14 protein-coding genes are annotated in these 23,378 nt (G+C 59.4%); 6 read left to right on the plus strand and 8 right to left on the minus strand.

All coding sequences use genetic code 11. The features are described 5' to 3' along the window. Positions 1–140: 140 nt before the first annotated feature. Complete coding sequence (locus tag OZX67_RS02035) at positions 141–749, plus strand: FHA domain-containing protein (RefSeq protein ID WP_277143707.1); 609 nt, start codon at positions 141–143, stop codon at positions 747–749. A gap of 197 nt (positions 750–946) precedes the next feature. Here the strand turns inward: OZX67_RS02035 and OZX67_RS02040 are convergent, their stop codons facing one another. The 8 genes from OZX67_RS02040 to OZX67_RS02075 form a co-directional block, all read right to left on the minus strand. Then, a complete protein-coding gene (locus tag OZX67_RS02040; RefSeq protein ID WP_277144842.1) occupies positions 947–1,579 on the minus strand; it encodes a hypothetical protein in 633 nt (210 codons plus the stop codon). Between the two features lie 157 nt (positions 1,580–1,736). Beyond that, entirely contained in the window at positions 1,737–2,594 is an 858-nt protein-coding gene (locus OZX67_RS02045) for a serine/threonine-protein phosphatase (protein ID WP_277143708.1), read from the minus strand. Between the two features lie 2 nt (positions 2,595–2,596). Continuing rightward, positions 2,597–5,476 (minus strand): transglutaminaseTgpA domain-containing protein, encoded by a 2,880-nt coding sequence (locus OZX67_RS02050; protein ID WP_277143710.1) that lies wholly within the window; start codon positions 5,474–5,476, stop codon positions 2,597–2,599. Then, a complete protein-coding gene (locus tag OZX67_RS02055; RefSeq protein WP_348519609.1) occupies positions 5,473–6,762 on the minus strand; it encodes a DUF58 domain-containing protein in 1,290 nt (429 codons plus the stop codon). Before OZX67_RS02055 ends, OZX67_RS02050 begins: the two co-directional genes overlap by 4 nt. An 85-nt stretch (positions 6,763–6,847) precedes the next feature. Next, positions 6,848–8,434 (minus strand): AAA family ATPase, encoded by a 1,587-nt coding sequence (locus tag OZX67_RS02060; RefSeq protein WP_277143712.1) that lies wholly within the window; start codon positions 8,432–8,434, stop codon positions 6,848–6,850. Then, complete coding sequence (locus tag OZX67_RS02065) at positions 8,431–8,583, minus strand: hypothetical protein (protein WP_277143714.1); 153 nt, start codon at positions 8,581–8,583, stop codon at positions 8,431–8,433. The genes OZX67_RS02060 and OZX67_RS02065 overlap by 4 nt, the downstream gene beginning before the upstream one ends. Beyond that, complete coding sequence (locus tag OZX67_RS02070; protein ID WP_277143716.1) at positions 8,580–14,666, minus strand: Ig-like domain-containing protein; 6,087 nt, start codon at positions 14,664–14,666, stop codon at positions 8,580–8,582. Before OZX67_RS02070 ends, OZX67_RS02065 begins: the two co-directional genes overlap by 4 nt. Positions 14,667–14,768: 102 nt before the next feature. Then, a complete protein-coding gene (locus OZX67_RS02075; RefSeq protein ID WP_277143718.1) occupies positions 14,769–16,226 on the minus strand; it encodes a serine/threonine-protein kinase in 1,458 nt (485 codons plus the stop codon). 415 nt (positions 16,227–16,641) lie between these two features. Between OZX67_RS02075 and OZX67_RS02080 the strand changes: the two genes are divergently transcribed. From OZX67_RS02080 to OZX67_RS02100, 5 genes are all read left to right on the plus strand, one after another. Then, a complete protein-coding gene (locus tag OZX67_RS02080; RefSeq protein WP_277143720.1) occupies positions 16,642–17,514 on the plus strand; it encodes an aldo/keto reductase in 873 nt (290 codons plus the stop codon). A gap of 213 nt (positions 17,515–17,727) precedes the next feature. Then, positions 17,728–19,218, plus strand: coding sequence for a U32 family peptidase (locus OZX67_RS02085; protein WP_277144846.1), 1,491 nt, complete (start codon positions 17,728–17,730; stop codon positions 19,216–19,218). A 131-nt stretch (positions 19,219–19,349) separates the two neighbouring features. Further along, positions 19,350–20,384 (plus strand): polyphenol oxidase family protein, encoded by a 1,035-nt coding sequence (locus tag OZX67_RS02090; protein WP_277143722.1) that lies wholly within the window; start codon positions 19,350–19,352, stop codon positions 20,382–20,384. A 123-nt stretch (positions 20,385–20,507) separates the two neighbouring features. Further along, positions 20,508–21,221, plus strand: coding sequence for a pyroglutamyl-peptidase I (locus OZX67_RS02095; RefSeq protein ID WP_277143724.1), 714 nt, complete (start codon positions 20,508–20,510; stop codon positions 21,219–21,221). A 208-nt stretch (positions 21,222–21,429) separates the two neighbouring features. Continuing rightward, the gene (locus OZX67_RS02100; protein WP_277143726.1) at positions 21,430–23,199 is read left to right on the plus strand and encodes a cell division protein; all 1,770 of its coding nucleotides are present in this window, start codon (positions 21,430–21,432) and stop codon (positions 23,197–23,199) included. Positions 23,200–23,378 lie beyond the last annotated feature (179 nt).

The following is a 23,378-nucleotide window of genomic DNA, read 5'->3' on the forward strand; positions in this document are numbered from 1 at the left end:
GGCAGTAGTGACCGGTTAAAGGCAGACAAGATGGTATAGAAGCATCATTTTGTATGGTGGTTTATGCAACCGTGGTTATCTGGTGGATGCACTCCGGCATCATTACCTGAATGTTGCGGTTCTGCGGTAGCATTGTGATTATGAGCACTTTGCCTTTTCCGCCGCCACCAGAGCTTGGTTGGTACGACGATGACGCCACTGTTGCATCCGAAAATCACAGCGTGGCCACTGAGTCTACGCAGGATTCGAGTGCGGCGCAGACCCCGCAAACGCTGGTAGACGAGGCCGTTGCGGAGCAGAAGCCTGCCGCCGATGATTCATGGACTTCCTCGGCCCCTCGCACCAATAGCGAAGGCGAAATCGAGGATTGGGATGGAACGGTGCTTTCCAGCGCGTTCATGGCCGAGAAGCCGAAGAAGCGCTACCGTTTGCACAACGATGCCACCGGCCAGGATATCGAACTGACCAAAAGCGCTTTGCTGGGCCGCAACGTTTCGGCCAACGTACCGAAAGGCGCGATGTCCATCAAGCTCGCCGATCCGACGCGCACGGTTTCGCGCAACCACGCCGCCGTGAGCTACGACAAGGACGGTGCGCTCTGGATCGAGGATTACGGTTCGCTCAACGGCACGTATATCGTCGAAGACGACCACGAGCAGCAGGTCAAAGACAGCCCGGTTCTGCTCAAGGCTCCCACGACCCTGCGTATCGGCGACCAGTTCTTCAAGCTCACCGAAGTCAAAGACTGAGTTGTGCTTCGGCTGCCAAGCCTGCGGCAAAGCCTGCTTCAGAAATGTAGTACCACATGAAATAACGGATGTCCCGCTACCTAACGATTACGTAGGGTAGCGGGACATCCATTATTTTTATGAGTTATCATTCAGCCCGATTACTGCGAGAGCAAACCAACCCACAACAATTATCGGGCTCAATGATCTTTTAAGTGCTATTGTCTCGTGGCCAAGGCGGCGTCGATGGCCGGGTCGTGCAGCTGGGCGAGCCAGTTCAAGAGCTCCGGGTAGGTGTTGGGGTTGCGGGCCAGGCACGGGCGTAGCTCGGGGGCGTATTGGGCGATGCTGGCGATGGTCATCTGGTCGGTGTTCGGATCCAAAGCCTGCTCGGCGGTGTAGCCGTAGGCGTTCGTTGTGGCGGGCATCTGCTGGGTGTAGCCCTGGGGTGCAACGCCCGGCTGTTGCTGTTGCGCCGCGTACTGATTCGCGACTGTGTACTGGCCACCCGCTGCCTGCTGATCGGTGATATACGTTGTCGAAGCCTGTGGCTGCATCTGCGGCTGGCCGTAATACGAAGTGGGGGAAGTCTGCTGCGGCGCGGCCTGTTGGGCCGGTGCCTCTTGAGGCGATACGCCCTGGTCGGGGACCTCGAAGCCCATGGATTTGAGCGTCTCGCGGGCGCGGTTGTCGCCGAACTGGGCGATCCAGCGCTTCAGCCCCGGGTAGGCACGCGGGTTTGCGGCCACATTTGCGCCGAAATCAGGGTTTTCGTAGGCGACTTTCGCCAGCATGATCGGGTCTGCCTCGGAATCCTGAACAACGGCGACGGCGGTGTCGTAATCAACCATCTGCTTCACTTCTCTTTCTTATCGGATGAATGCTCGAATTCATCGGCTTGTGTTATCGATATATACTACTTCACTAACAACCGATTATATCGTTTGATTTCCGTTATGTCTCGCGGATGATACACGCATGAAACGCAAATCGACGAATTGATGTAATTTATGTGTGCAGACTGTCGAGGGTGACGTCCCCGATGGTCTCCAGCTCCTCTCCGTCATCGAGTTTACTGGCGTGCCACGGCTCATCATCGGCAGCGTCAGGCCACACGTCAACGACAATGACGGTGATGTTGTCATCCCCGCCGGCCTTAAGCGCGGCTCCAATCAGCGCTTCAACCGCACGTTGCGAATTTGGGTTCGCTTGGCTGATTTTTGCGATTTCGGCGTCGGCGACTTCGGAATACAGCCCGTCGGAACAGACGATGAATCGGCCGGACGGCACCACGGCATAAAAATCAGGCTTGATACCTTGCGGCGCACCGATGCACTGGGTGATGACGTTGCGGGGAATGGTCGCGTTGGCCATTTGCGGCGACATCAGTCCCGTATCGATGGCCTGCTGGCGCTGGGAATGGTCCTTGGTGATATGGCTGATCGAGGACGCGACCGCATTGCCCCCGACATCGATGTCGAAATGATAGGTGCGGGAATCGCCGACATTGACCACGTACCAAAGCGGGGCCTGCTCACTGCCATCATCGGCAGGACGGGCGGGGAGGATGATGCCTGTGGCCGTGGTCCCGGCGACACCGCCGAGTTTATGACCCAGCTCAGAGACGTCGTGCTGCGCTGCGTCCAACGCTGATTCAATGATTTGCCGCGACCTGATGGGTTCCCGGGCCAGGGATTTGAAGTGCTCGGCGGTCAGTGCGCTCGCGCGTTCGCCGCCGACACCGCCTCCCATGCCGTCGCAGACCATATAGATACCAGGTTCGTTGACCCCGCTGTCTTGGTTGTTGTGCCGCCTTCGGCCGATGTCGCTGCCCATGGCTGCACGAATGTGTGGATGTTCAGACATAATCAGCGACCTTTCCGTGCGGTGGATTTGCGTTTCGAATGCATATCTGTCAGTATAGACGCGCCTTTTGTCGCATTTGCGTTCGAGGTTTTGCCTGGCCTCTTTTTGCCGTTTTTGATGGATTTGCCGGCTTTGCGGGCTTTCGCGTTTGAAGCCCGTGCCGAATCTGAACGCTTAACGGGACCTGAGCCGCCCGCAGCACTCGAAGAACCGGCCTTCTTGAATCGTTTGAGATTGAGGTGCGGCATGTGGAAGACGTCTTTGAGCGAAAGCCGGGTACGCAAACGACGCATACGCGGCTGGTCGGCCAGGATGGCTTTGCGCATCGCCTTGACGCGCTTCCAGTAATCCTTGCAAGCCTCCTCTTCGGGTTTCTTGCCGGAGAAGGCGACCCAATCGGCCTCGCGGGAAAGCAACTTCAGCTGATCGAGATCGATCGGGCGCCCTTTGGAGGACTTCTTTTTTCGGGCTTTGGCTGCTTTCTTGGCTGCTTTCTTGGCGGCTTTTTGGGCCTTGCGTGTGGTCGCTGCCGTCTGTTGAGCGACGGGGGACATTGCAGGTGCTGCAGCAGTCGATGCACCGGTTGTGCCTTGTGTTGCTTCCTTCAACGCCTTGTCGATCTGGGCGACCTGATGTCGGCGCGTGCCGGAGGTCTTGATGCCGCTCTGGTCGGCGAGCATGTCGATGGCCTTCCATCCGGAGGCGATGCGTTGCTCCGAACTGCCGCGACGGGCCATGACGGCCAGTTGGATCGCTTTGATGAGCAGGATGAGTCCGCAGATGATGAGGATGGTCCACAGTGGGCTGCCGTAGATGGCCACCTTTTCCGTGATTTCGAGAATCCTCATCAATGTGGCGTTGCCGTTCTGATCGCCGGCATCCGCGCCGTCAAGCGAGGACTGATCGCGGGCCTGGTTCTGGTCGTGCAGAGGATCGACCAACGGCACCGGAGGCTGACGCACGAGGGTCTTCGGGTTCGGCGGGGTCAGGTCCTGGTTCTTGTTGGGGATCTTCGTTTCCTTGGGCGTGGGATAGAAGGGAACCCAGCCGTAATCCTTGAAGTTGATCTCGACCCAAGCCTCGATGTCGTTGCCGGTGAAGTTCGTTTCGCTGACGCCGTTCTTGGCATGCGTGGTACGCGACTTGGTGATGTTGCCGTCTTTGTCTTTCGGAATGAAACCTAGCACCACGCGCGAGGGGAGGTTCAGCTCGCGGGCCATCATCGCCATCGCCGAAGCGTACTGCTCGCTGTCGCCGACCATCGCGGTGCCGCCGAGCATGGAGTCGATGCGGAAATTGCCGTGGCCGGGAAGCGACGGGTAATCTCCGGCAAGGCCGTGGGAGAACCAGCCTTTGGTCTTCAGTGCCGTGGCCAGTGTCTGCGCCGTGGCGCCGTCGCTGGACTGTTTGCCGGTCAGACCCGGGGCGAGTTTGCTGGCGCTGTCGGGAATGTCCCTCGCCTCTGGTTGTGTAATACGTTCAGCGTGGGCGTGGACAATCTGCTGCTGGCTCGGCAGGTCGGCGATCACGCCGGATTCGGTGTAGGTCTGCCCGCCCAGTGCCGTGTTCGGCACGATGGCCGAATGGGTGCCCATGTTGTAATAGAAGTCCTGGGTATTCATCCCGATGGACGTCGCATCGCCCGCCAAGGGCAGCCATTGCTCGGAGAAGCCTTTGTGGACCTTGAAAGTGGCCTTGAAATGCTCGCCTTGCGTGCTGTTGGCGATGCCGCTGCCGATCTTGCGGTAATCCGAGGAATCGCTGGCATCGGTGGAATCCGAGAGGTTCCAGACGTTGCCGTCGAAGCGGTCCATCACTGCCAGACGTACCGGCGTGCCGGCGGGAAGTCCCGAAACCGAAAGCAGCGTTTCCTTCTTGTGGTATTTGACGTAGGAGCGCATATCACTCAATGGGCTCGTGTATTGGTGCGGGTCGAGCGGCGGATTGTAGCGGTCACGGAGTGTCAGACGGTGCTGGGGAACGATGAGGGTCGCGCCGAAGGCGAGACCGACGGCAAGGATGACGATAATGATCATGCTTACCGGTCGGCGGATATCCAGCGACTGCCAGCGCCAAGCCAACCAAATGACCAATGCCAGCATCGCTATGATGCTGCAGACCGGACGCAACGTGCCGTAAGCGGTTCCCAGAAGCGCGCTTACCGCGAGGTTCAGCGCCAACGGGAAGATGGTGATCAGGTTGATCTTGTTGCTCGCCGAAACCGCGAAAACGCCTGCGAGGAACGCCGTCCAGAGATTCAGCGTCCACAGCGCCATCAGGCTGCCGTTGGCGTTGCCAAGCGGGGGAATGACCGCGATGACATATTTGAACGCGCCGAAGGTCTGCGTGAACCCTTGCGTGATGGTATTGAGGCTCGGCACGATATGCGCGATGGTGGTGTCGTTCAGGGCGATGATGGGGCCGATCAGGAACTGGGAGAGGACCAGAAAAACGATCTGCCACCAAAGCTTCAGTGCCGGATTGACCCCGGCCAGGGCAATCAACGCGCCGAGAGCCGCTGCCGGAATCGCTGCCATGGCCCAGACCAGAACGTTGCCATAGACATCGATGAGATTGGCGGAATTGAGGCAGACGGTGAGGAGGACGAGCAATGCGCCGATGGAGGCGGTGGCCCAGGGCCGGCGCACGGTGACGAATATCTGGCGCTGGCCGTCGCTGGTGGCGGTCAATGCGATTGGGGTGCGGGTGGTACTCGCCCATGTGCCGGTGGCGTTGGTGGTGCCGGTGAAATCGGGCAGGTCGTCTGCGGCCGAAGCGGAGACGGATGCGGCAGCGGGTCCGTTTGGTCGGCTTGGGTTCGGTCGGCCTGTCGGATTGATCGCCTGATCAAAGGAATTGCTCATAGGATTGGTGCCGCTCATTTCAGCGCCTCCATGATCAACGGAAGGTCGTCAAGGGAGGAAAGCGTGGCCAGGGTGAAGTCATCGTATTGGTGAATGGCGTTGCCGGTTATGGGGTCGATCTGCAGCATGACGCAGATGGATTCGCGGCTCAGCGCGGCGGCGATGCGGCGCAGGCGTTCGAGCTTCGTCCCCGAGCCGATGACGAAGAAATAGAACGAGGCACCGGGGCTGTTGGCAAGCGTGGCGACGGCGAGGTTCGGATTCTCGTCCATATCCGGTTTGACCCCGCTCATCCAGTCGAGGAACGGCATCGCTGTGCGTGGAATCAGGGAATCCGCGGCGGCTTGGATGGCCAACGGGCGGTCTTCGATCAGGCATTCGGTGCCGATGGAGGCGGCGACGCTGACGGCCAGCTCGAATTCGTCTTCGGTCGAGTAATCGGTGGGGTTGACGCCCAAGGTGATGGAAGTGTCGGTGCGTTTGGTGGCTTCGTATTGCCGCACCATCATCGTGCCGGTTTTCGCCGACGAAAGCCAGTGGACGTTGCGCATGTCGTCGCCGGGGCGGTATTCGCGCAGGCCGTAGAAATCGAGGTCGTCATCGACCACCTGGCCGGAGGGGCTACCTTCGAGGTCGCGGAAAATGCCGGAATCAAGGGAATTGAGGAAAACGGTTTGGGGATGGATAAAGACCTGAACCGACTGCGAAAGCGACTGCTCGTGCCGGACGATGCCGAACGGATCACCCTTGCTGATTTTCAGCGGTCCGACCGGAAGGATCGCGCGCGAAGTGGCTCGGAACTCGACCTGCTCGTCTTTGGCCTTGCCGGGGGCGAGGGCGGGAATGCGGAATCGCTGATGCATCTCGCCCATCGGCAGGTCGCCGAGCACGCTGACGGTCGGGCTTTTGCCGGGGTTGGAGATGTTGACATCTACCTTGACGCTGTCACCAACGGTGATGCGGTTATCCGAAACGGACAGTGTCGCATGGAATTTTGTATTACCTAAAGACATCGCGATGCCGCAGACCAGCATGACCAGACCGATGACACCGCAGACCAGCAGCTCGTGCCATCCCAGGGCAGGGAACGCGGCCAGCGCAACCACAGCCAGGCCCGTGACCGACCAACCGAGCGGCGAGACGTACGCGGTGAGCCAACCGGGCAGCCTCTTGCGCAATCTCACTGCGTTGTGCCGCGCCTTGAGCATCACATGCGCAAGGCGGGTGTTGTTTTGTACCAGGCTGGGTCTGCGGCCTTTGAGGCGGCGGACTTTTTGGCTTTGGCCGCTGGTACTTACCGCCATGGCTCCATTCTTGGCGGAGGCGGAAAAACCGGGCGGCGTCGCCTGCGGTTGGTGTCGGTTTCTGGAAAAGTGCATGGTGTTACTTTCAGGCTCCCATGGCAGGCGCCGGGACGGACTCGACGATTTGCGCGACGACCTGCTCGGCGGTTTCGCCCTTGAACGCGGTTTCGGCGTTCAAGATGATGCGGTGGGCGAGCACCGGCACCGCAAGATCCTGCACATCGTCGGGGAGCACGTAGTCGCGTGCGTCGGCGGCGGCCCAGATGCGGGCGCAACGGGTCAAGGCCAACGCGCCACGCATGGAGGAGCCCACACGAAGCTTTTCGCTCAGCCTGGTGGCCTCGACCAGGCGTTCGATGTATTCGAGGATGCGGTCGTCGACGCGCACCTCCTTGGCGGTCTTGCGCAGTCTGATGATGTCGTCACCGCTCAAAACTGCGGAAACGGTATCGGCGCGGTCGGTGATGTCGATGTCACGCAGAATGCCGATCGACACGTCGTGGCCGGGGGCGCCGACGGAGGTCTTGATCAGGAAGCGGTCCATCTGGGCCTCGGGCAGTTTGTAAGTGCCGAGCTGCTCCAACGGGTTCTGGGTGGCGATGACGATGAACGGCTGTGGCATCGGGTAGGTCTTGCCGTCGACGGTGGTCTTCTGCTCCTCCATGACTTCCAGCAGCGCGGACTGGGTCTTCGGCGAGGCGCGGTTGATTTCGTCGGCCAGTACGATGGAGGCGAAGATCGGGCCTTCTCGGAATTCGAATTCACCGGATTTCTGGTCGTAGAAGGTCACGCCGACCACGTCGCTCGGCAGAAGGTCAGGGGTGAACTGGATACGCTTGAACGAGGTGGCGATGGAATTGGCCAGGCCTCGCGCCAGCTGCGTTTTGCCGGTGCCGGGGTTGTCTTCCAAGAGCACGTGCCCGCCGACCATCAGGGCCGTGACGCACAGTTTGATGGGTTCGGGCTTGCCGACCACGACCTTGCCGATGTTGTCGACCAAAGCGTCGAAGGAACGCTTGAAATCGAGGATGGAGTCATTCGGCGGTGTGATGATGCTTGAGACCGGCGAGGCCGAGGCATAGGGGGCCGAAAGCGAGTCTTGACTCACGGAAGACGCTGCGGATGGTTGTGCCTGGAAAGTGCTTGCCGGCGCCGACGTCGCGTACGACGCCGAGGATGGCGCCTGATATCCGCTTTGCAGAGCGCTGGTTTGCGGTGTATCTGTGGTCTTGCCGGTAACTGAGTTATCTGCGATGGGCATTGAATTTGTAGCTGCGGGTATTGCCGAGATCGTCGGGGCGATATAGCTGCCGTCGGCTTGGCCGTCCAAGCCCGCGGTTGACGGGTTTTCGGTGGGCAGGACCGGGGATTCGGCGCCGTTGCCGGGCATCGACGTGCTCAGTATGGTTTCCTCCGAAATGGTCTCGTCTTCATTGACGCCGTGAACGGAACTCAGTACTGTGCTGTCGTCGCTTGGATCGATGGTGGTCTGCTCTGGTTTTGGCTGGCCTTTGAACCTGGAACGCTTTGGCAGTGACGGAAACGCGCTTTTGCCGCCGTGCGGGGCTTCGTTGTCTACGCTGGTCGGCGGCAGATGGGTTGCGTCGGAGAGGCGCGTGGCGTCCGAAATGTTCGTCTCATCATTGGATGGGTCGCTCTTGTGTGTGCTCATTGGTTCTCCTTAGATATGGTGATGAGCCGATTGATCGTAACTGATGTATTGATTGTTTTGTCGTCTTGCTTTTCGGGTGCACGAATGTTGCCGCGAAAAGGCACAGCCGATTTCGCGTCGGTATCATTCTTTCCTGTGGCCGGGCTCATCGCGTCGCTCCCTGCTGTTTTGCCGCGATGGCGAGACTGCGTTGCGTGATCATGCGCTGCAGGGTGGGGAAGTAGTCGACAAGGCTTTGCGATTCGACTTCTTCGCCGCCTGACGTACTGGGAGTGGACGTGCTAGGGGAGCTAGGGGAGCTAGGGGAGGACGTGCTAGGTGGACTCGGTGCTGGTGGCAACGGCGCTGGTATGCGAGTTTGGCTGACGGTGTGGTTGGCAGGGTCACCCGTGTTGCTGCTCAATGCAGGGTCGTTTCCGATTACCTCTACTTGCCAGGTATAGCCTTCGCCCGTTGAGGCATCGGGTAGGTCGGAAACGTCAAGCGAGCCATTGATCCAGTTGTATGTCTTTTCCGTATCTCCCGACCAGATATGGATCTGTGTGGTGCCGCCCTGCCCATAGGGATTGATCGAACCGGCGACGGTGATGTGGTCGTGATCCGCCCCCCAGGTCAAGCTGATGTTGGCAAATTTCGCAGGAACCTTATAGGTGAGGTCGCCTGAACTTGTGGCTTGAACCGCGGTCCCGGTGGCATTGTTGAACGTCTGTGCCACGCTTTCGGAACCGCAGTTTTGCCATTCGCCGATCGTGTATTGGTATGAGGTCTTGTCCTTGTCTACCGTGGAGCTGCTGGATCCCGTAATGGCAAATCCGGAGTGTCTCCCATTCGGCTGCCAACTTACCTTGCAGGAATTCCCATTTAGTTTCAATGTGACGTTGGTCGGCGTTTTGACACTATAGCCAGGGGTTATGGAGTTGCTGTCGGCAGATGAGTTGGCGGCGCTCTTTTTCGGTACGACAGTGGCTTTGACGGTCATCGGGTTGCCGTAATCGCCGTCATTCAATTCGAAGGTCGTGCTGGCGGCGTCGCAATCGAAGGATCCCTGACCTTGGATATTGATGCTGTCGCAGCCTGAGTTGCGCATATTGTTCGCCTTGGCCGTCACCTTCATCGTGTTCTCGTCTTTCTGGCTCAAGGTGACGCTAGGCGGATCGGGGTCGCCCCAGGGCGTCCCGGAGTTTGAGGACTCGCCTACCAGCCCATCGCCAGCTCGATTGTGGCCGCGGACCTTCGCGCTGAGGGTGGTTCCATCACTGATGGCACCATTGCTGATGTTGAACGAGATGCTTTGGCTGGTGCCGTTCGTGTGTTTCGACTGGCCGTCGCTCAATGTCACGAGATAGTCGTCGGGCTTCGTTCCGGTATAGCTCGCGGCATCCCAATTGACGGTGACCTTCTGATAATCGCCGGTGACACTGATGCCGCCGGGGGCGTCAGGCACCTTGTCGGGCATGGCGTCGACGCCGTTCGACGGCCTCGACCAGCCGGCCTCGTTCTTGGCACGCACGCTGAAACTGTAGTTCCTGCCGTTCGTAAGCCCTGTGACGTTGCAGGTGGTGACGGCGCCGCACGACTTGGCATTGCCGTCATAATCCACTTCGTAATCGCTGATGGGGCTGCCGTTGGCCGAGCCGGGAGTCCAGCTCAGGTTCACCGCGCCGTCGGCGGGTTGGCCGGCGACCGGGGAAAGAAGCGGCGGGTCGGGCTTGTCGATCACCGAGATGGTGATGGTGGCGCTGACTTCGCGTTCCTTGGTCTTGGTGGCGTCCTGGACGTTGACCACCACGGTATTCGACGAGGCGCCGATGTCGGCGGCAGCATGAATGCCGATGGATCCCCTCGAACCGCAGTCGATCCTGATTTTCGCGGTATCGTCGGCCTGGCAGCTGACCACGGTCAGCGGTGTGTCGGGGAACGGGTTGAACGCGTCGGAGAGAATGTCGACGTTGGTGCTGTCGCCTGCGTTCATGCGCCTGCTGACCCCCGAGATCTTAGCGAGTGGACGTGTGGATTGCACGACTTGCGCGGTGAGTCCCGCCGAAACGGTGCCGTTGGAATATTTGATGGTGATCGGGATGCTTGACATCGACCCTACCGCGGCATCGGTCGGTGCCTTCACCGTCAGCTTGCCGTTGCTCGTCAGATGCGATTCGATGGAGCCGGAGGCCTCGCCGCCGGAATAGCTGTAGTCCGTTTCGTCCTCGTCCAAGCCGCTGGGGGCATGGGTCAGGGCCGTCAGATCGATGGTTTTGGCATCCTCGCCGGCAGCGACGCTGATGGTGGAGGCGGAGAAGGTCGGTGGCGGCACGTTGCGGCCGATGACGGTGATGGGCAGTGTCAGCACGGACGAGTTGATGATCTTGGCCTGCTTCGATCCGTTCTTGTCCTTGCTGTTGTCGTCGCGCTTGCCGTCGGAGACCGTGAACGTGATGGAGGCCGGGCCGGCGTAGTCCTTCGGCGCGGTGAACTTCAGGGTCTGGTCGTTGACGTAATAATCCGAATTGTCGCTTTTGGTGGCACTGATCGAATCCTTGTCGACGTAGGGGGTCTTGCCGGGGCCGACGCGCACGTAATCGGCGAGGTCGATGTTGACGCTGCGCTTGGCGTTGACCTTGATCGGTGGTGCCTTCGGGCGCAGCATAGGCGGGAAAACGCCGTACTGCGGCACCTGCACGAAGGCCGTGGAAGTGACGTGATAGGTGGTGTTCGTCACCGTGTAGGGCACGCTTCTGGCCTCATCGGTAAGGTCGACGGTCACCGTGGTGGACTTCGCCCCGCCCTTGACGTGTGCGTGGTCGGTGGCGGTGGGGTCGATGCCGACCTTTAGCTCATCGGCGGTGCCGGAAGGGTTCGCAATCCATTGCGAGAGATCGACGTCGACGGATTTCTTGTCGAGCGTCGCTGCGGAAGGTACGCGGTAATCATAGGCCGTGGGCGGCTCGATGGGCGCGTTCGGGTCGGTGATCACGGTCAGTGTGGCGGTGTCGGAAAGCCCCGCCTTATCCTTGACCGTATAGACGATATATGACGTTCCCGCTTGAGCCGGCGTCTTGAAGGAGATCATGTTGTTGGCGACGGTGGCCCCGCCGATGCCCTGCATCTGCAGGTTCTTATCGACGTTCAGATCGGTGTTGTCGCCGGAGATGTCGTTCTGCGTTACCGGCACATTGGCTTCCGTGTTGGGTCGCAGCGTCACTTGGTCATCACGCGCGTATACGCCGGAATCCGAAGTGCCCTTGTAGACGCCCACGCGGATCTGGGCCTGGGCTCGCTGGCCGGTCCAATCTTCTACAGCGTAAGAGAAAGTGTCGGTTCCTGACGAATCGCCATAGGCCTCATAGACCATATAGTTTGCTCCGACCTCGTCGATACGTCCCATCTTCGGTGATTTGTCACCCAGGCCGAGCAGGGTGTCGTCGTCGCCGTCGGTGTCGATACCTGTCAGGGTGATGGGGATGCGCACCTTCTGGCCGGCGGCCACCTGGGCCTGCGTGTCCTGTGGGGTGGGGGCTGGCTTGTTGTTGGCGTCCTTGGCGTGCACCGTGATGGTGATGATGCCGGAGGCCGCGTTGCCCAGATTGTCGCGTACCGTATAGGTCACCGGATAGACGCCGGGGGTGTTCGAGGCCTGGTAACGTACGTCGTCGCCGGAGACGAAGACGAGGCCCTTGAAGGTCTTCTTGCTGAACTGAAGGGTGTTCTGCAGTTTCACGGTGGTGCCGTCGGCATGGGAGACATGGTCGATCACATCGACGCTGACGATGCCGCCGGTACGCACGTTGGCGGTGACGTTGGCGGCCTTCGGCGCCGCGTTGGCGGTGGTCAGGGCCGGCGGCTGCAGCACGATGGTGCCGCGGGTCGAACCCGCCGCGTTGGCTACGGTATATGTCAGTTTGACCGGCTTTGTGGGAATCTGACGGGCGGTCATATAGACGCGTTTATGGGCCACCAGTCCGGTTTTGATCCCGAGCTTCGGGTCGACGTCGACCGAAGTGACGGAAAGCACACCGCCCATGGGGTCGGTGTCGTTGTTCAGAGGCTCCACGATGGCGGTGCGGTCGGCCCCCAGCAGTGCCACGTCATTGGCCGCTATCGGCTTGGCGGATTCTCCTGTCACCGGCTGTACTTCCATGCGTGCAAGGCCCTGGGCTTCGATGCTGCCCTGGCTGATGGTGTACGGAACGTAATATGTACCGGGGTTGCTGGCCTTGAAGGTGAAGGAAAGATCGGCGGAATTGGTGGATGTAGTGGTGCCGGTCGGGGTGTTGACCGCCGAAAGCACGGGTGGCTGGGCGCTGGTGCCGTGCACGTATTGCTTGAGTTCGACGGTGGTGGAGGTGTCGGGCGTCGTGTTCTTGGTCACCGCGTCGATCAGCGCCGGCAGTGTATTGGCCGGGCGTACGGAGAAGAAGATAAGCCCGGTTCCGGTGTGCATGCCGTCCGAGACGGTGACTTCCACGCCCACGCGGCCGCCGGTGAGCGATCCGGTGTTGAAGACGAGCTGGCCATCTGCGCGCGTGGAGATGGCGACCTGGTTGTTGTTCTGGGCGACGGCTGAGACGAGTGTCATCGGGTCACCTTCAGGGTCGGTGAAGCTTCCCAGGGCGTTGACGGTGAAGGTGGCTCCCTGCTCCACGTCGTATTCGGGAGGGGTGTCGGTCTGGGCCGGCGGCTGGTTGACTGTCCCGCCGGTGATGGTGAGGTTGACTGTGGCGGAACTGGACTGTCCGCGACCGTCGTTGATTTCATAGGTGAAACTGGTCTTGCCCGGGGTCGCGCCGGTGGTGTCGAGCTGCAGATAGCGGCCGGAGTAGATGGGGGCCACGGTGATGCCTGCGCCCGAAACGGGGCCGACCTTGGTGATGTGCAGCACGGAGCAATCCGTCTGTTCGTCATTGCGTAATACGTCGAGGATCTGCTGACTGCCCACGCGCGCGCCGAAGTTGTCGTCTTCGGCCTTGATTTCACCGGATTTGGTGGAGCAGGTGGGTTTGAACTGCGTCTGGTTGTTGGCGGAATCGGAATTTTTCTGCTGGTTGGTGGTCTTCTTCGTTTCGATCTGACGCCATTGGATCTTGATGACCTTGTTGGACTGGTCCGGGTTCCACACGTTGCCGTTGGTCACGTCGTTCAAGACCACAAGCCGGTGGTTGGTGCGGAAGACGAGCTGCGAGGTGGGGGATATGGACTGCAGGCTCTGCCATTGCGCCTTGGTGTTGTCGCCTTTGCCTTGGCTCGCCTCAGCCGCACCGTCGGCCGAGCACAGGCGGATATAGTTGTGCGCCTGCTGCGACCAGGCGGCATACACGCAACCCTTGGAGGAGACGGGCTGTGCGACTTCGGCCATGCCTTTGTTCATGAACGCGGCGGTTTTGTCGTTGTGCTTGAAATCAACGGTGAATACGCCGTTGCGGGCACTCGCCGCCACCCAGTCGCCCTGGGCGTTGTCAACGGCCGGGGCCTGCAAGCTCACCGGACCGCGTGAATCGATTTGTGCGCTGCCGCCCTGCCACATGATGCTCTGCTTGGCGGCGATCACCGGGCGGTCGCCGATCACGGTGAAGCTGTCGGCGTTGGTCTCTTTGCCGTCGGTGATGGATTTGAGTGTCTTTGGCACGCTGTGTGCATCGTCCATCTTGATGACCGCGCCGTCCGCAGGCCGATACCCGTAAACCGCACCGTTGCGGTCTACCGCAAGAAGCCCGTGGACCCCGAGCTGCATCTGCGGGGCGGAGGTCTTGGGGGTGATGGAATCGAGATTGTCTGAATCTCCGACCCAGACGTTGCCGGTTTTGTGGTTCAGAAACGCTGTGGTGGACCCGCCGATGAATGTGGAAGTGGAATTTCTGACCTCGGCCTTGCCGTGGACGCCGAGATTCGAAGCGAGGATGCCTTGCGCCTTCGCCCCGTCCGACAAAATCACGTTGTCGTCGTGCTGGCTGACATCGAAAGTGGGGGTGGTGGGGGCCACGGCCCCGTTGGCCTGTTGGAGTTTGACGTTGAAACGTGCGGCCTTGCGATCCTTGAGCGAAGTGACCCATACCGTGCCGTCATCGAGGTGGACGTGGGTGCGCGTCAACGTGTTGATGATGATGGCGCCGGCGACGATGCCAAGCAGCAGAAGTAGCACGAGTACGGGGGTGAGCCAGCGGCGGTTGGTCTGCGAATTCAGGCGTCTGAAGGCAAGACGAATGCTATGTTCACCTTGTGATTTCCGCGATGCCTTCATCAGTTGCTTCCTTACTTTTCCCTGGTAGCCCCAAACAGCCAGACAAAAATCTTTTTCTCACCCCAGTCAATGGCTTGTCGGCATTGTCGAGTGCTGTGCGCTTTACTGCTTCGTTACCGCACAGGCCATCGCAGGGCTGGCAGACATGTGTCCGTCAGCCCTTACAATACTAACCTGAATGCAGGTCTGGGGTTTCCCGCTGGCCACATTGAGAGTGACTTTGGGCTCTTTGACGATTGATGTCTGGATACCGGACGTGGCCGACCCGTCCTGGACCTCCGCCCAGGCGTATGTGTCCCCGGCTTTTGGTGCTGGATTGCTCCATGTGAACGTGACGTTCCGCCCCTCGGAAGTGCCCACGAGGTTCGTGGCTTGTGGCACTGCGGCCCCGGCGTCCTCGCTGGTGATGTCGTCCTTCGGGGCGTTGTCCTGATTGGTTGCGTTCTTCTTGCTTTTCTTGGTGCCCTCGGAATTCGTATTGTCGTTGTGCGGGGTCTGCATCGTATTGATTCGCGTGCGTTCGTCCGATTTCTTGCTATCGGTACGAGGCATCACCACGAAAACGAAAGTCGCGACGATAATCGCCACCGCGGCCAGTGCGGCAATGGCGATAATCAGCGGTTTCTTCGAACGCTTCCGTTCCGGTGTGGCCACTGTGGGTGTGAGCCGGCCTTTGTTTGATTGCGGTGTCGTATGGTGCGCGGGGAATTCGCTGCAACCCTCCGCTACGAACGGGGTGACGTTGAGCCCGCAATTCTCCTGCGCCTGTTGCATGGCCCGGCCGAACTGCTGCGCCGAAAGGTAACGGGCGTCCGGGTCCTTGTTCATGGCCTTCAGAAGAATCTGCTCGACCTCTTTGGGCACGTTGGGAATCGCGTTTTTCGGCAATTGGTCCGAGACGATGTGTTGCGCCAGCTCGTTTTGCGTGCGCGGATGGAAGACGTATTCAAAGGGCGATTTGCCTGCCAGAAGGCCATAGAGTGTGGCCGCCAGCGAATAGATGTCGGAGGTTTCGGTGCCGCCGCCCTTGCCGGTCAGCACTTCCGGCGGCGCCCACGGCACGGAAAAGCCGGTACGTGACTTCGCCTCGTAGATGCTCGTCGAGATGCCGAAATCGGAAAGTGCCGGCTGGTTGGCGGAAGTCACCAGGATATTGGCCGGTTTGATATCACGGTGAATGATGCCGTGGCGATGCGCGGTCTGCAAGGCCCCCGTAAGCTTCACCCCGAGGTCGAGCACTTCGGCGACGGTGAGCCTGCGGCTGCGCATGATTTCCTTAAAGGAACCGTGCGGCGCATATTCGAGGACGAGGTACGGCAGGCTGGTCCGTGGGGTCAAGCCCGAGCCGTAAATCGATACGATGTAAGGATGCGCCGAAAGCTGGGCCATGATCTTGGCCTCTTTTTGAAAGGCTTCGTCGAAACTGCGATCCTGCCTTGACTTTCCTACCTTGACGGCGACTTCGCGGTTGAGGTTGTGCTGACGATACAGATATACGTCGGCCGTGGAACCGGAGCCCAACTCACGGATAAAATCACAATCGGGTATCGTCGGCGCCATCGCGACCCTTTCTCCTCCTGCTTTCCGTAAAGAAACTGACTGCATTTTACCTTTTGTGGCGAACTTTGCACGATTTGCTAACTTCACGTACGATGTGGCAGCTGCAATCGCCACTTAGGGGCGGAAATAGGTGGGTTGAGTTCGTTTCAGCGATCGTTTTCTTGTATAGGGGCTTTTGAGATCCGAGAAAGCGGGCGCTCGCTGCTCGTAGTTGGCCGGTATTTGTTCGCTTGGATGCAAAAAGTGGTCGTTTGGACCTATCTAGTGGTCGTTTTCTTGCATGTGGGTGATGGGATGCAAGAAAACGGTCATTTTTTGGACACCGCAATTTTTGTGGCATGGTGGGAGTGGCAAGAAAATCCGCTTGGTTTCGTAGGCTTGAAGCATTGGTATTTGATATCGGAAAAGGAAAAATATGGTACTGCATCGTTCTTTGGGTCCCTTCGACACCACCGCCATCGGTTTGGGCGAGATGCCGCTGACCATCGAAAACAATCTGGGGGAAGCCAAGGGCATCGAGACCATCCACGCCGCACTTGACGCCGGTTGCCGTCATATCGACACCGCCTGGGCGTATTACTGCTCCGGTGGCGAGGTTGAGACCGGGGAAAAACTGGTGCGCCGCGCCATGGAAAGCTGGGACGGACCCAAGGACGAGGTCACCGTCGCCACGAAGGTCGGCCACTTCCGCAATTTCGCCGATGACGGCACGACCCCGACCTGGGGCGTCAACGGCCAGCCCGAGCACTTGATCGAGGCCGGCAAACAGTCGGCGCTCGCGCTCGGCGTCGACACCATCGACCTGCTCTATTTCCACCGCCCCGATCCGTCTGTTCCTTACAACGAGTCCATCGAGGCCATCAAGCAGTTGCTGGACGAGGGTGTGGCCCAGGAAGCAGGCATTTCCAACGCCTCCATTGAGCAGATCGACATCGCCCGCAGCATCTTGGGTGACAAGCTGATCGCGGTGCAGAACCAGTTCTCGCCGACCTACCGTTCCACGCAGGATACGCTTGATTATTGTGAGAAGCTGGGGCTGGCATTTGTCTGCTGGAGCCCGCTCGGCGGCTACCGCAGAGCCAAGGACGAGACCAAATACGACCCGTTCCGAGAGGTCGGCCGCACCCACGGCGTGAGCCACCAGCAGGTCGTGCTCGCCTGGGAGCTGGGCCTGGGCTCGCACGTTTTCGTCATTCCCGGCGCCCATCGCCCCGAAACGATTCTCGACAGCCTCAAGGCCGGCGATTTGCAACTCACCGCGGAGGAACTCGCCAAGCTTAGTGCCTGAGTGATGGCGGCTTGCTGTTACTAATCGGCCGATTGTGCTAGAAAACGTATGTTTTGCACCTTGAAAACATACGAAAAGTAGCGGGATTGACCGGTTGGTAGCAGGAGTTTGTGAGCTTTGGTCTAAACTGAAACGGTGCAATCGGGCGAATATGAGAATAACGAGGATGACGTGATGGCTGAAAACAGCGAAAACAAGCCGATCCAGACGAAGATGGTGCATCGGCGCAGGCCCGAGGTGCTGGCTCCGGCGGGAAGCTTGCGAAGCCTCAAGACGGCCATCGACTTCGGTGCGGACGCCGTCTACTGCGGGGGCAAGGAATTCGGCATGCGTTCGGCGCCGAAGAACCTTTCGATGGATGACCTCAAGGCGGGCGCGGAATACGCCCACGAACGCGGGGCAAGGGTCTACGTGACCTGCAACGTGCTGCCGCACAACAACGAAGTCGAGGACATCAAGACCTACATCGCCCATCTAGCCCAGACCGGCATCGACGCGCTGATCGTCACCGACATCGGCGTGATGATGGCCGCGCATTCGATCGCCCCGCAGCTGGAACTGCACGTCTCCACACAGGCCGGCGTCACCAATTATCTGGCCGCCAACGCCCTCTACGAACTGGGCGCTCGCCGTGTGGTACTTGCCCGCGAACTTGACTTGCAGGCCATTCGCGACATTCGAGCCAACATCCCCGAGGATATGGACATCGAGTGCTTCGTACACGGCTCGATGTGCATGGCGTTCTCTGGTCGTTGCCTCATCTCCAACTACATGAACGGCCGCGACGCCAACCATGGCGAATGTTCGCAGCCCTGCCGTTGGAAATACCACGTCGTCGAGGAGAAGCGCCCCGGCCAGTTCTTCCCGGTGGAGGAGAACGACGAGGGCACGTTCCTCTTCAATTCGCAGGACATGTGCATGCTCGACCACTTGGATGACATGATCGACGCCGGTGCCACCAGCCTCAAGATCGAAGGCCGCGCCAAGAGCGCGTATTACGTTGCGTCGATGGCCAACGCCTACAAGTGCGCCGTCAATGAATATATGGTGCAACGCGGCTTCGAGGACAAAGACGGCAACAAGCTCAAGCCGTTCCACGACATGGTGCGGCGTTCCGACGTCGTACGCGTGACCAAAGCCGTGGGCCAGCTGGAATCGTATGGTTCCATCGGTTTCCATGGTGTGCAAAGCGCCGGTGCCGAAACCGCGGCCAAGACGACGGTTTCCGCAACCGTGCCCGCGTTGGTGGGCGAGAAGGCCACGGAAGCGCAAGGTTACGGCGAAGTGAAACACGTCGAACTGCCGCAATGGCTCAAGGACGAACCCTACAAGGTCTCGCACCGCGATTATTCCACCGGTTTCTACTATCCCGAGCACAAAGCTTCGCAAAATACGGATCGCGGCGGGTATTTCCGCGACTGGCTGGTGGTCGGCGAAGTCATCGGTTACGACCAAGCCACACAACGTCTCACCCTGATGAGCCGCAACAAGATCGAGCCCGGTCAGCTGATCGAATTCCTGATTCCCGGCCGCGAGCCGGTCGATTACACGATCGCCGCAGGCGGAATGGAAGACGCCGACGGCCAGCCGGTCGAGGAAATCAACAACCCGGCGCACGTCTTCTCGATGCCCTTGCCGTTCGTGGTGCCGGAGCACTCGATGATCCGTTCCCATGCGAAACAACGCACGCTCAAGGCTGAATAATCGTTGGAATCATGCTGATTGCACGGCGTTGGTCTCTGCTGTTAAACCGATGCCATACCGATGAAGTGCATGAACTTCGGTTTGAGCTATTGGCAAGATAAAGGACTCAGGCACTCGGTAAAGTTGGACGCATGAGCAAACCTTTGAACGAAGCCCCGGAAAACGGGCAGTATGATGACACTATTCTCGACAGCAGCGCCATTTCGCCGACCGATGAGGCGGGCAACCCTATTCCTGTCACCATTCCAATTGATTTGGCACCGGGCATCAAGGTCATTTACACCACCAGACTTGGAGGCTTGAGCGCGGGCGATTGGGGCGATCTCAATCTCGGGGGCAAGAGCGGCGATAATCCGGCGACGGTAAAGACGAACCGCATGGAGCTGGCCAAGGCTGTGGGCGCGCCGCTTTCCCTGGTGGCGCAGGTTCATTCCGGCAAGGCCGTCGACGTCGATGGCTTCTTTGAATGTAATGCACCTTATGGCTGTGACTTTTCCGGTACGATTATCGGTTCCGGCGATGACGATGGTCCGAAAGCCTATCCCAGGCTCGATGCTGACGCCGAGGTGACGACGCAAAAAGGCATCGCGCTTGGTATGTTCGCCGCCGACTGCCTGCCCGTGCTGCTGGCCGATTCTGAGGCCGGTGTCATCGGTGCGGCGCATTGTGGACGCAAGGGTCTGCAACGCGGCGTCATCGGCGCTGCCGTCGAGCTGATGGTGGCGAAAGGCGCGAAGCCGGAACGCATCGTCGCCACGCTCGGCCCATGCATCTGTGGCGACTGCTACGAGGTAGGCGACGAAATTGCGGACGAATTCGACGCGCAATTCCCCGGAACCTTCACCCTGACCCGCTTTGGTGGCCCCGGCATCGATATCGCCAAAGCCGCGCTCCAGGAGCTTGCCGAGGCCGGAATCCCGGCAGACAATGTCATCAGCTCCACCCCGCGCGTTTCCGCCGCCACGCAGTATCTTGACCAGGACGCCGAACTTGCCGCGCTATGTGCGGCCGACGGTGAAGGCAGCCCCGATTTGGCCGAGCGCATCGGCGAGGTGCGGCACAGCCTGTGCACGCTGGAAAATCCGCTCTGGTATTCCCATCGTCGGGCCGCTCTTGCGCACAAAGCCCACGAAGGCCGTCTGCTCGCGCTGATTGTCCGAGAATAGAAATCCCCGAAACGTACACTTTCGGGAGAATTCTGCGTTTCGTTGACGCCGCAATTGTAATCGTAAACGAATAAATATCTTTATAGAATAACCAGCGCCATACTTCGCGCTAGACTGGAACCCATGGAACACTTGAACGTTGTCATCTCCGGCTTTGACCCTTACGAGGGAATCGAAAACAATCCTTCGCACGTGGTTCCGCATGCGCTCGCGAACGACGGGCTCGGCGATGCCTCCGCCTTGGAAAGCGATGACATTTTAAGGGACGTGGATATATCGATAAACGCCGTCGATCTGCCGGTAAATGTCGATGAGTGCTGGCCGCAGCTCAAAGAGACGCTGGAAGCCATGCACCCTGACATCGTTGTCGCCACGGGGCTCAAGGCCGCAGCCCGCGGTATTCTTCTGGAACGCTGCGCCAACAACATCATCGACACGTCCCATTCCACGATTCTGGGCACGATGACGGGCATGCCGGTGGATGCCTCCGACGAAGCCTCCCGTAAACCCATCGATTCCAACGGCCCCGCCGCTTTTTGGACCAGGCTGCCGCTGCGTTCCATCCTCGATGATTTCGCGTCGGAGGAGATTCCCTCAGCCTTGAGCTCAGACGCGGGTACGTTCGTCTGCAATTCGCTGTTCTACAATCTGATGAAGTGGACCGCTGCGCAGCATAAGGTGCTTTCCGGCTTCGTCAGTCTGCCGATCATCAATGAAGAGCCGCATCCTCAGCACGGTTTGACCTTGGCCCAGCAAGTGGAGGCGTGCCGCGTGGTGGTGCGACAAACCGGCCGCTACTTCCTTGAACCGACATCGTCGAATATCCTCATTGCCTGAAATTGGTAGAAGAGTGATGGGGCAATTCGAACGTCGGGACACAACCTTCTTGGCAATCGTTATGAATAGGACACTCCGAATAGCGTGGTGTCTGTGTGGATTAGACACATTTCGGCAACAATCTTTTGAAAAATACACTACAATAAGCCAATAGTATTTATCAGCTTGCAAAAACTGCGACAGAAGTCGCAAAGCGAAAGGAATCACCATGGCGGATGACCGCTTCACGACAGAATTGCGCGGGTATAACAAGGAGCAGGTAGACCAGGAGCTGGCTTCGTTGCAGCAGACGCTCGATCGCATGCGTGCGCAGGTCAATTCCAGCGACCAGACGATTCTGCAACTGCGTGCCCAGCTCGAAGAGGAAAAGAAGAACGCCAAGAAGGCGTCGCAGGGCAATTCCTTCGCTTCTCTGGGAGCCAACGCCCAGCAGATGCTCGCCAGCGCCGAGCAGACCAGTACGGAGCTCGTCAACCGTGCCAAGCAGGACGCCGCAAGCACCCGTGCAGCCGCACAGCATCAAGCGGAAACCCTGATCAACAACACCAAGCTCGACGCCCAGCACATCACCGACGAGGCCAATTCCAAGGCGGCCACCATTCTTGCCAAGGCGCAGACCGAGTCCGAGTCGATTACGACGTCAGCCAAGCAGGATGCCACCAGACTGCGCGAGGAGACCGCGAAGAAGGTCACCCAGCAGCGTGACACCATCGAAATCGAGCTGACCAACTCGCGCGAGGAGCACAACAAGCGTCTTGCCAGCGAAAAGGCCAAGCAGGACCGTGAGATCGCAGAGCTCAAGGCCAAGGCCACCCAGCAGGTCGCCGAGCAGCGCAAGGCCGCCAACGACGAAGTCGCCAAACTCAAGAGCGACGCCAGCGACCAGATCGAGACCGCGCTCGCCGAGGCGAACAAGAAGCTCGCCAACGTGCGTGAGCAGGTTTCCCGCATGACCACCGAGGCACAGCGCAAGGCCACTGAGATCACCGATGACGCCAAGGCGAAGGCCCAGGGAATCGCCGACGACGCCGAAGTAAAGCGCACCCAGACCTTGAGCCAGGTCAACGCCGAGGTCGAGCAGATTCGCACCGATATCTCCAAGCAGCAGGAAGAGGCCACCGGCAAGGTCAACGATCTGTTGAAGCAGCTGGAAGAGAGCCGCGCTGCAGCGAAGAAGGAATCCGACAGCTTGGTTTCCAAGGCGAAGGACCTGCGGGACGAAGCCGACAGCTATACGGTTTCAAAGCGTCAGGAAGCCGACCGCCAGGCCGAGGAAATCATAGCCAAGGCCAAGAAGGACGCCGAGGCTCGCGTCGAGGAGCGCCGCAAGGCCGCGCAGGGCGAGCTTGACGGTCTTCAGGAGCGTATCAAGGACCTTCAGGAGCGCGAGTCGACCATTACCCAGCGCGTCACCGAGCTGCGCTCGATGTTCACCAATGCGTTCTCTGGTTTCGGTTTTGCCGATGATAAGCAGGACGGGGTCAATGTCCCGGTGGTCAATGCCGTGGCCAATGATCTCGATGACGCTGCGCAGGCAGACAAGCAAAAGGACGAAAAGGGCAAGGCTCAAGAGGCCGGTGGGGCCAAGTCTCGGCAAGCCAACACCAACGGTGCGGGTCAAGGGGCCCAGGCCGCGTCGCAGATGCCTGCATCTTATGCGCCTAATGGTCGCACGACCAGAACGCCGGCACCTCAGCGTGCACAGGCGCAGCAGCGGAATGGTGGTCAGCCCCAGCAGGGTGGCGCATCCAAGAACGGGATGCAGCATCTTTCCAATCTGGTCAACAGCACCGAGAACAAGAATGCTGCAGCTGGCAATGCCGCTCCTTCAGTCGCGGACAACGCTTCCGCTCCAGTCAATGGCAGGGTTCCGGCGAATATGAAGTTTGCCGCCAACAATCAGAATCGTGTCAATTACGATAATGTTGTTTTCCCTGAGGGCGGCGAGCCTGCAGGTGGAAGCTCTGCCGAACGCTAGATTCGCTCGATTTTCGTAATCATCAAGTGCGCTGTGGTCAATTAGCCATGGCGCACTTCCATATTTTCTCTGTCATATGTATTGAGGTCCGGCGATTCCCGGCCTTTTGATGTGGCCGATTTCGGTCCGCGTGTCCGATACAGCGCATGGAATATGGTGGAAAGTAAACCAACCAAAGG

Source organism: Bifidobacterium sp. ESL0728, assembly GCF_029392015.1.
Classification (GTDB): domain Bacteria; phylum Actinomycetota; class Actinomycetes; order Actinomycetales; family Bifidobacteriaceae; genus Bifidobacterium.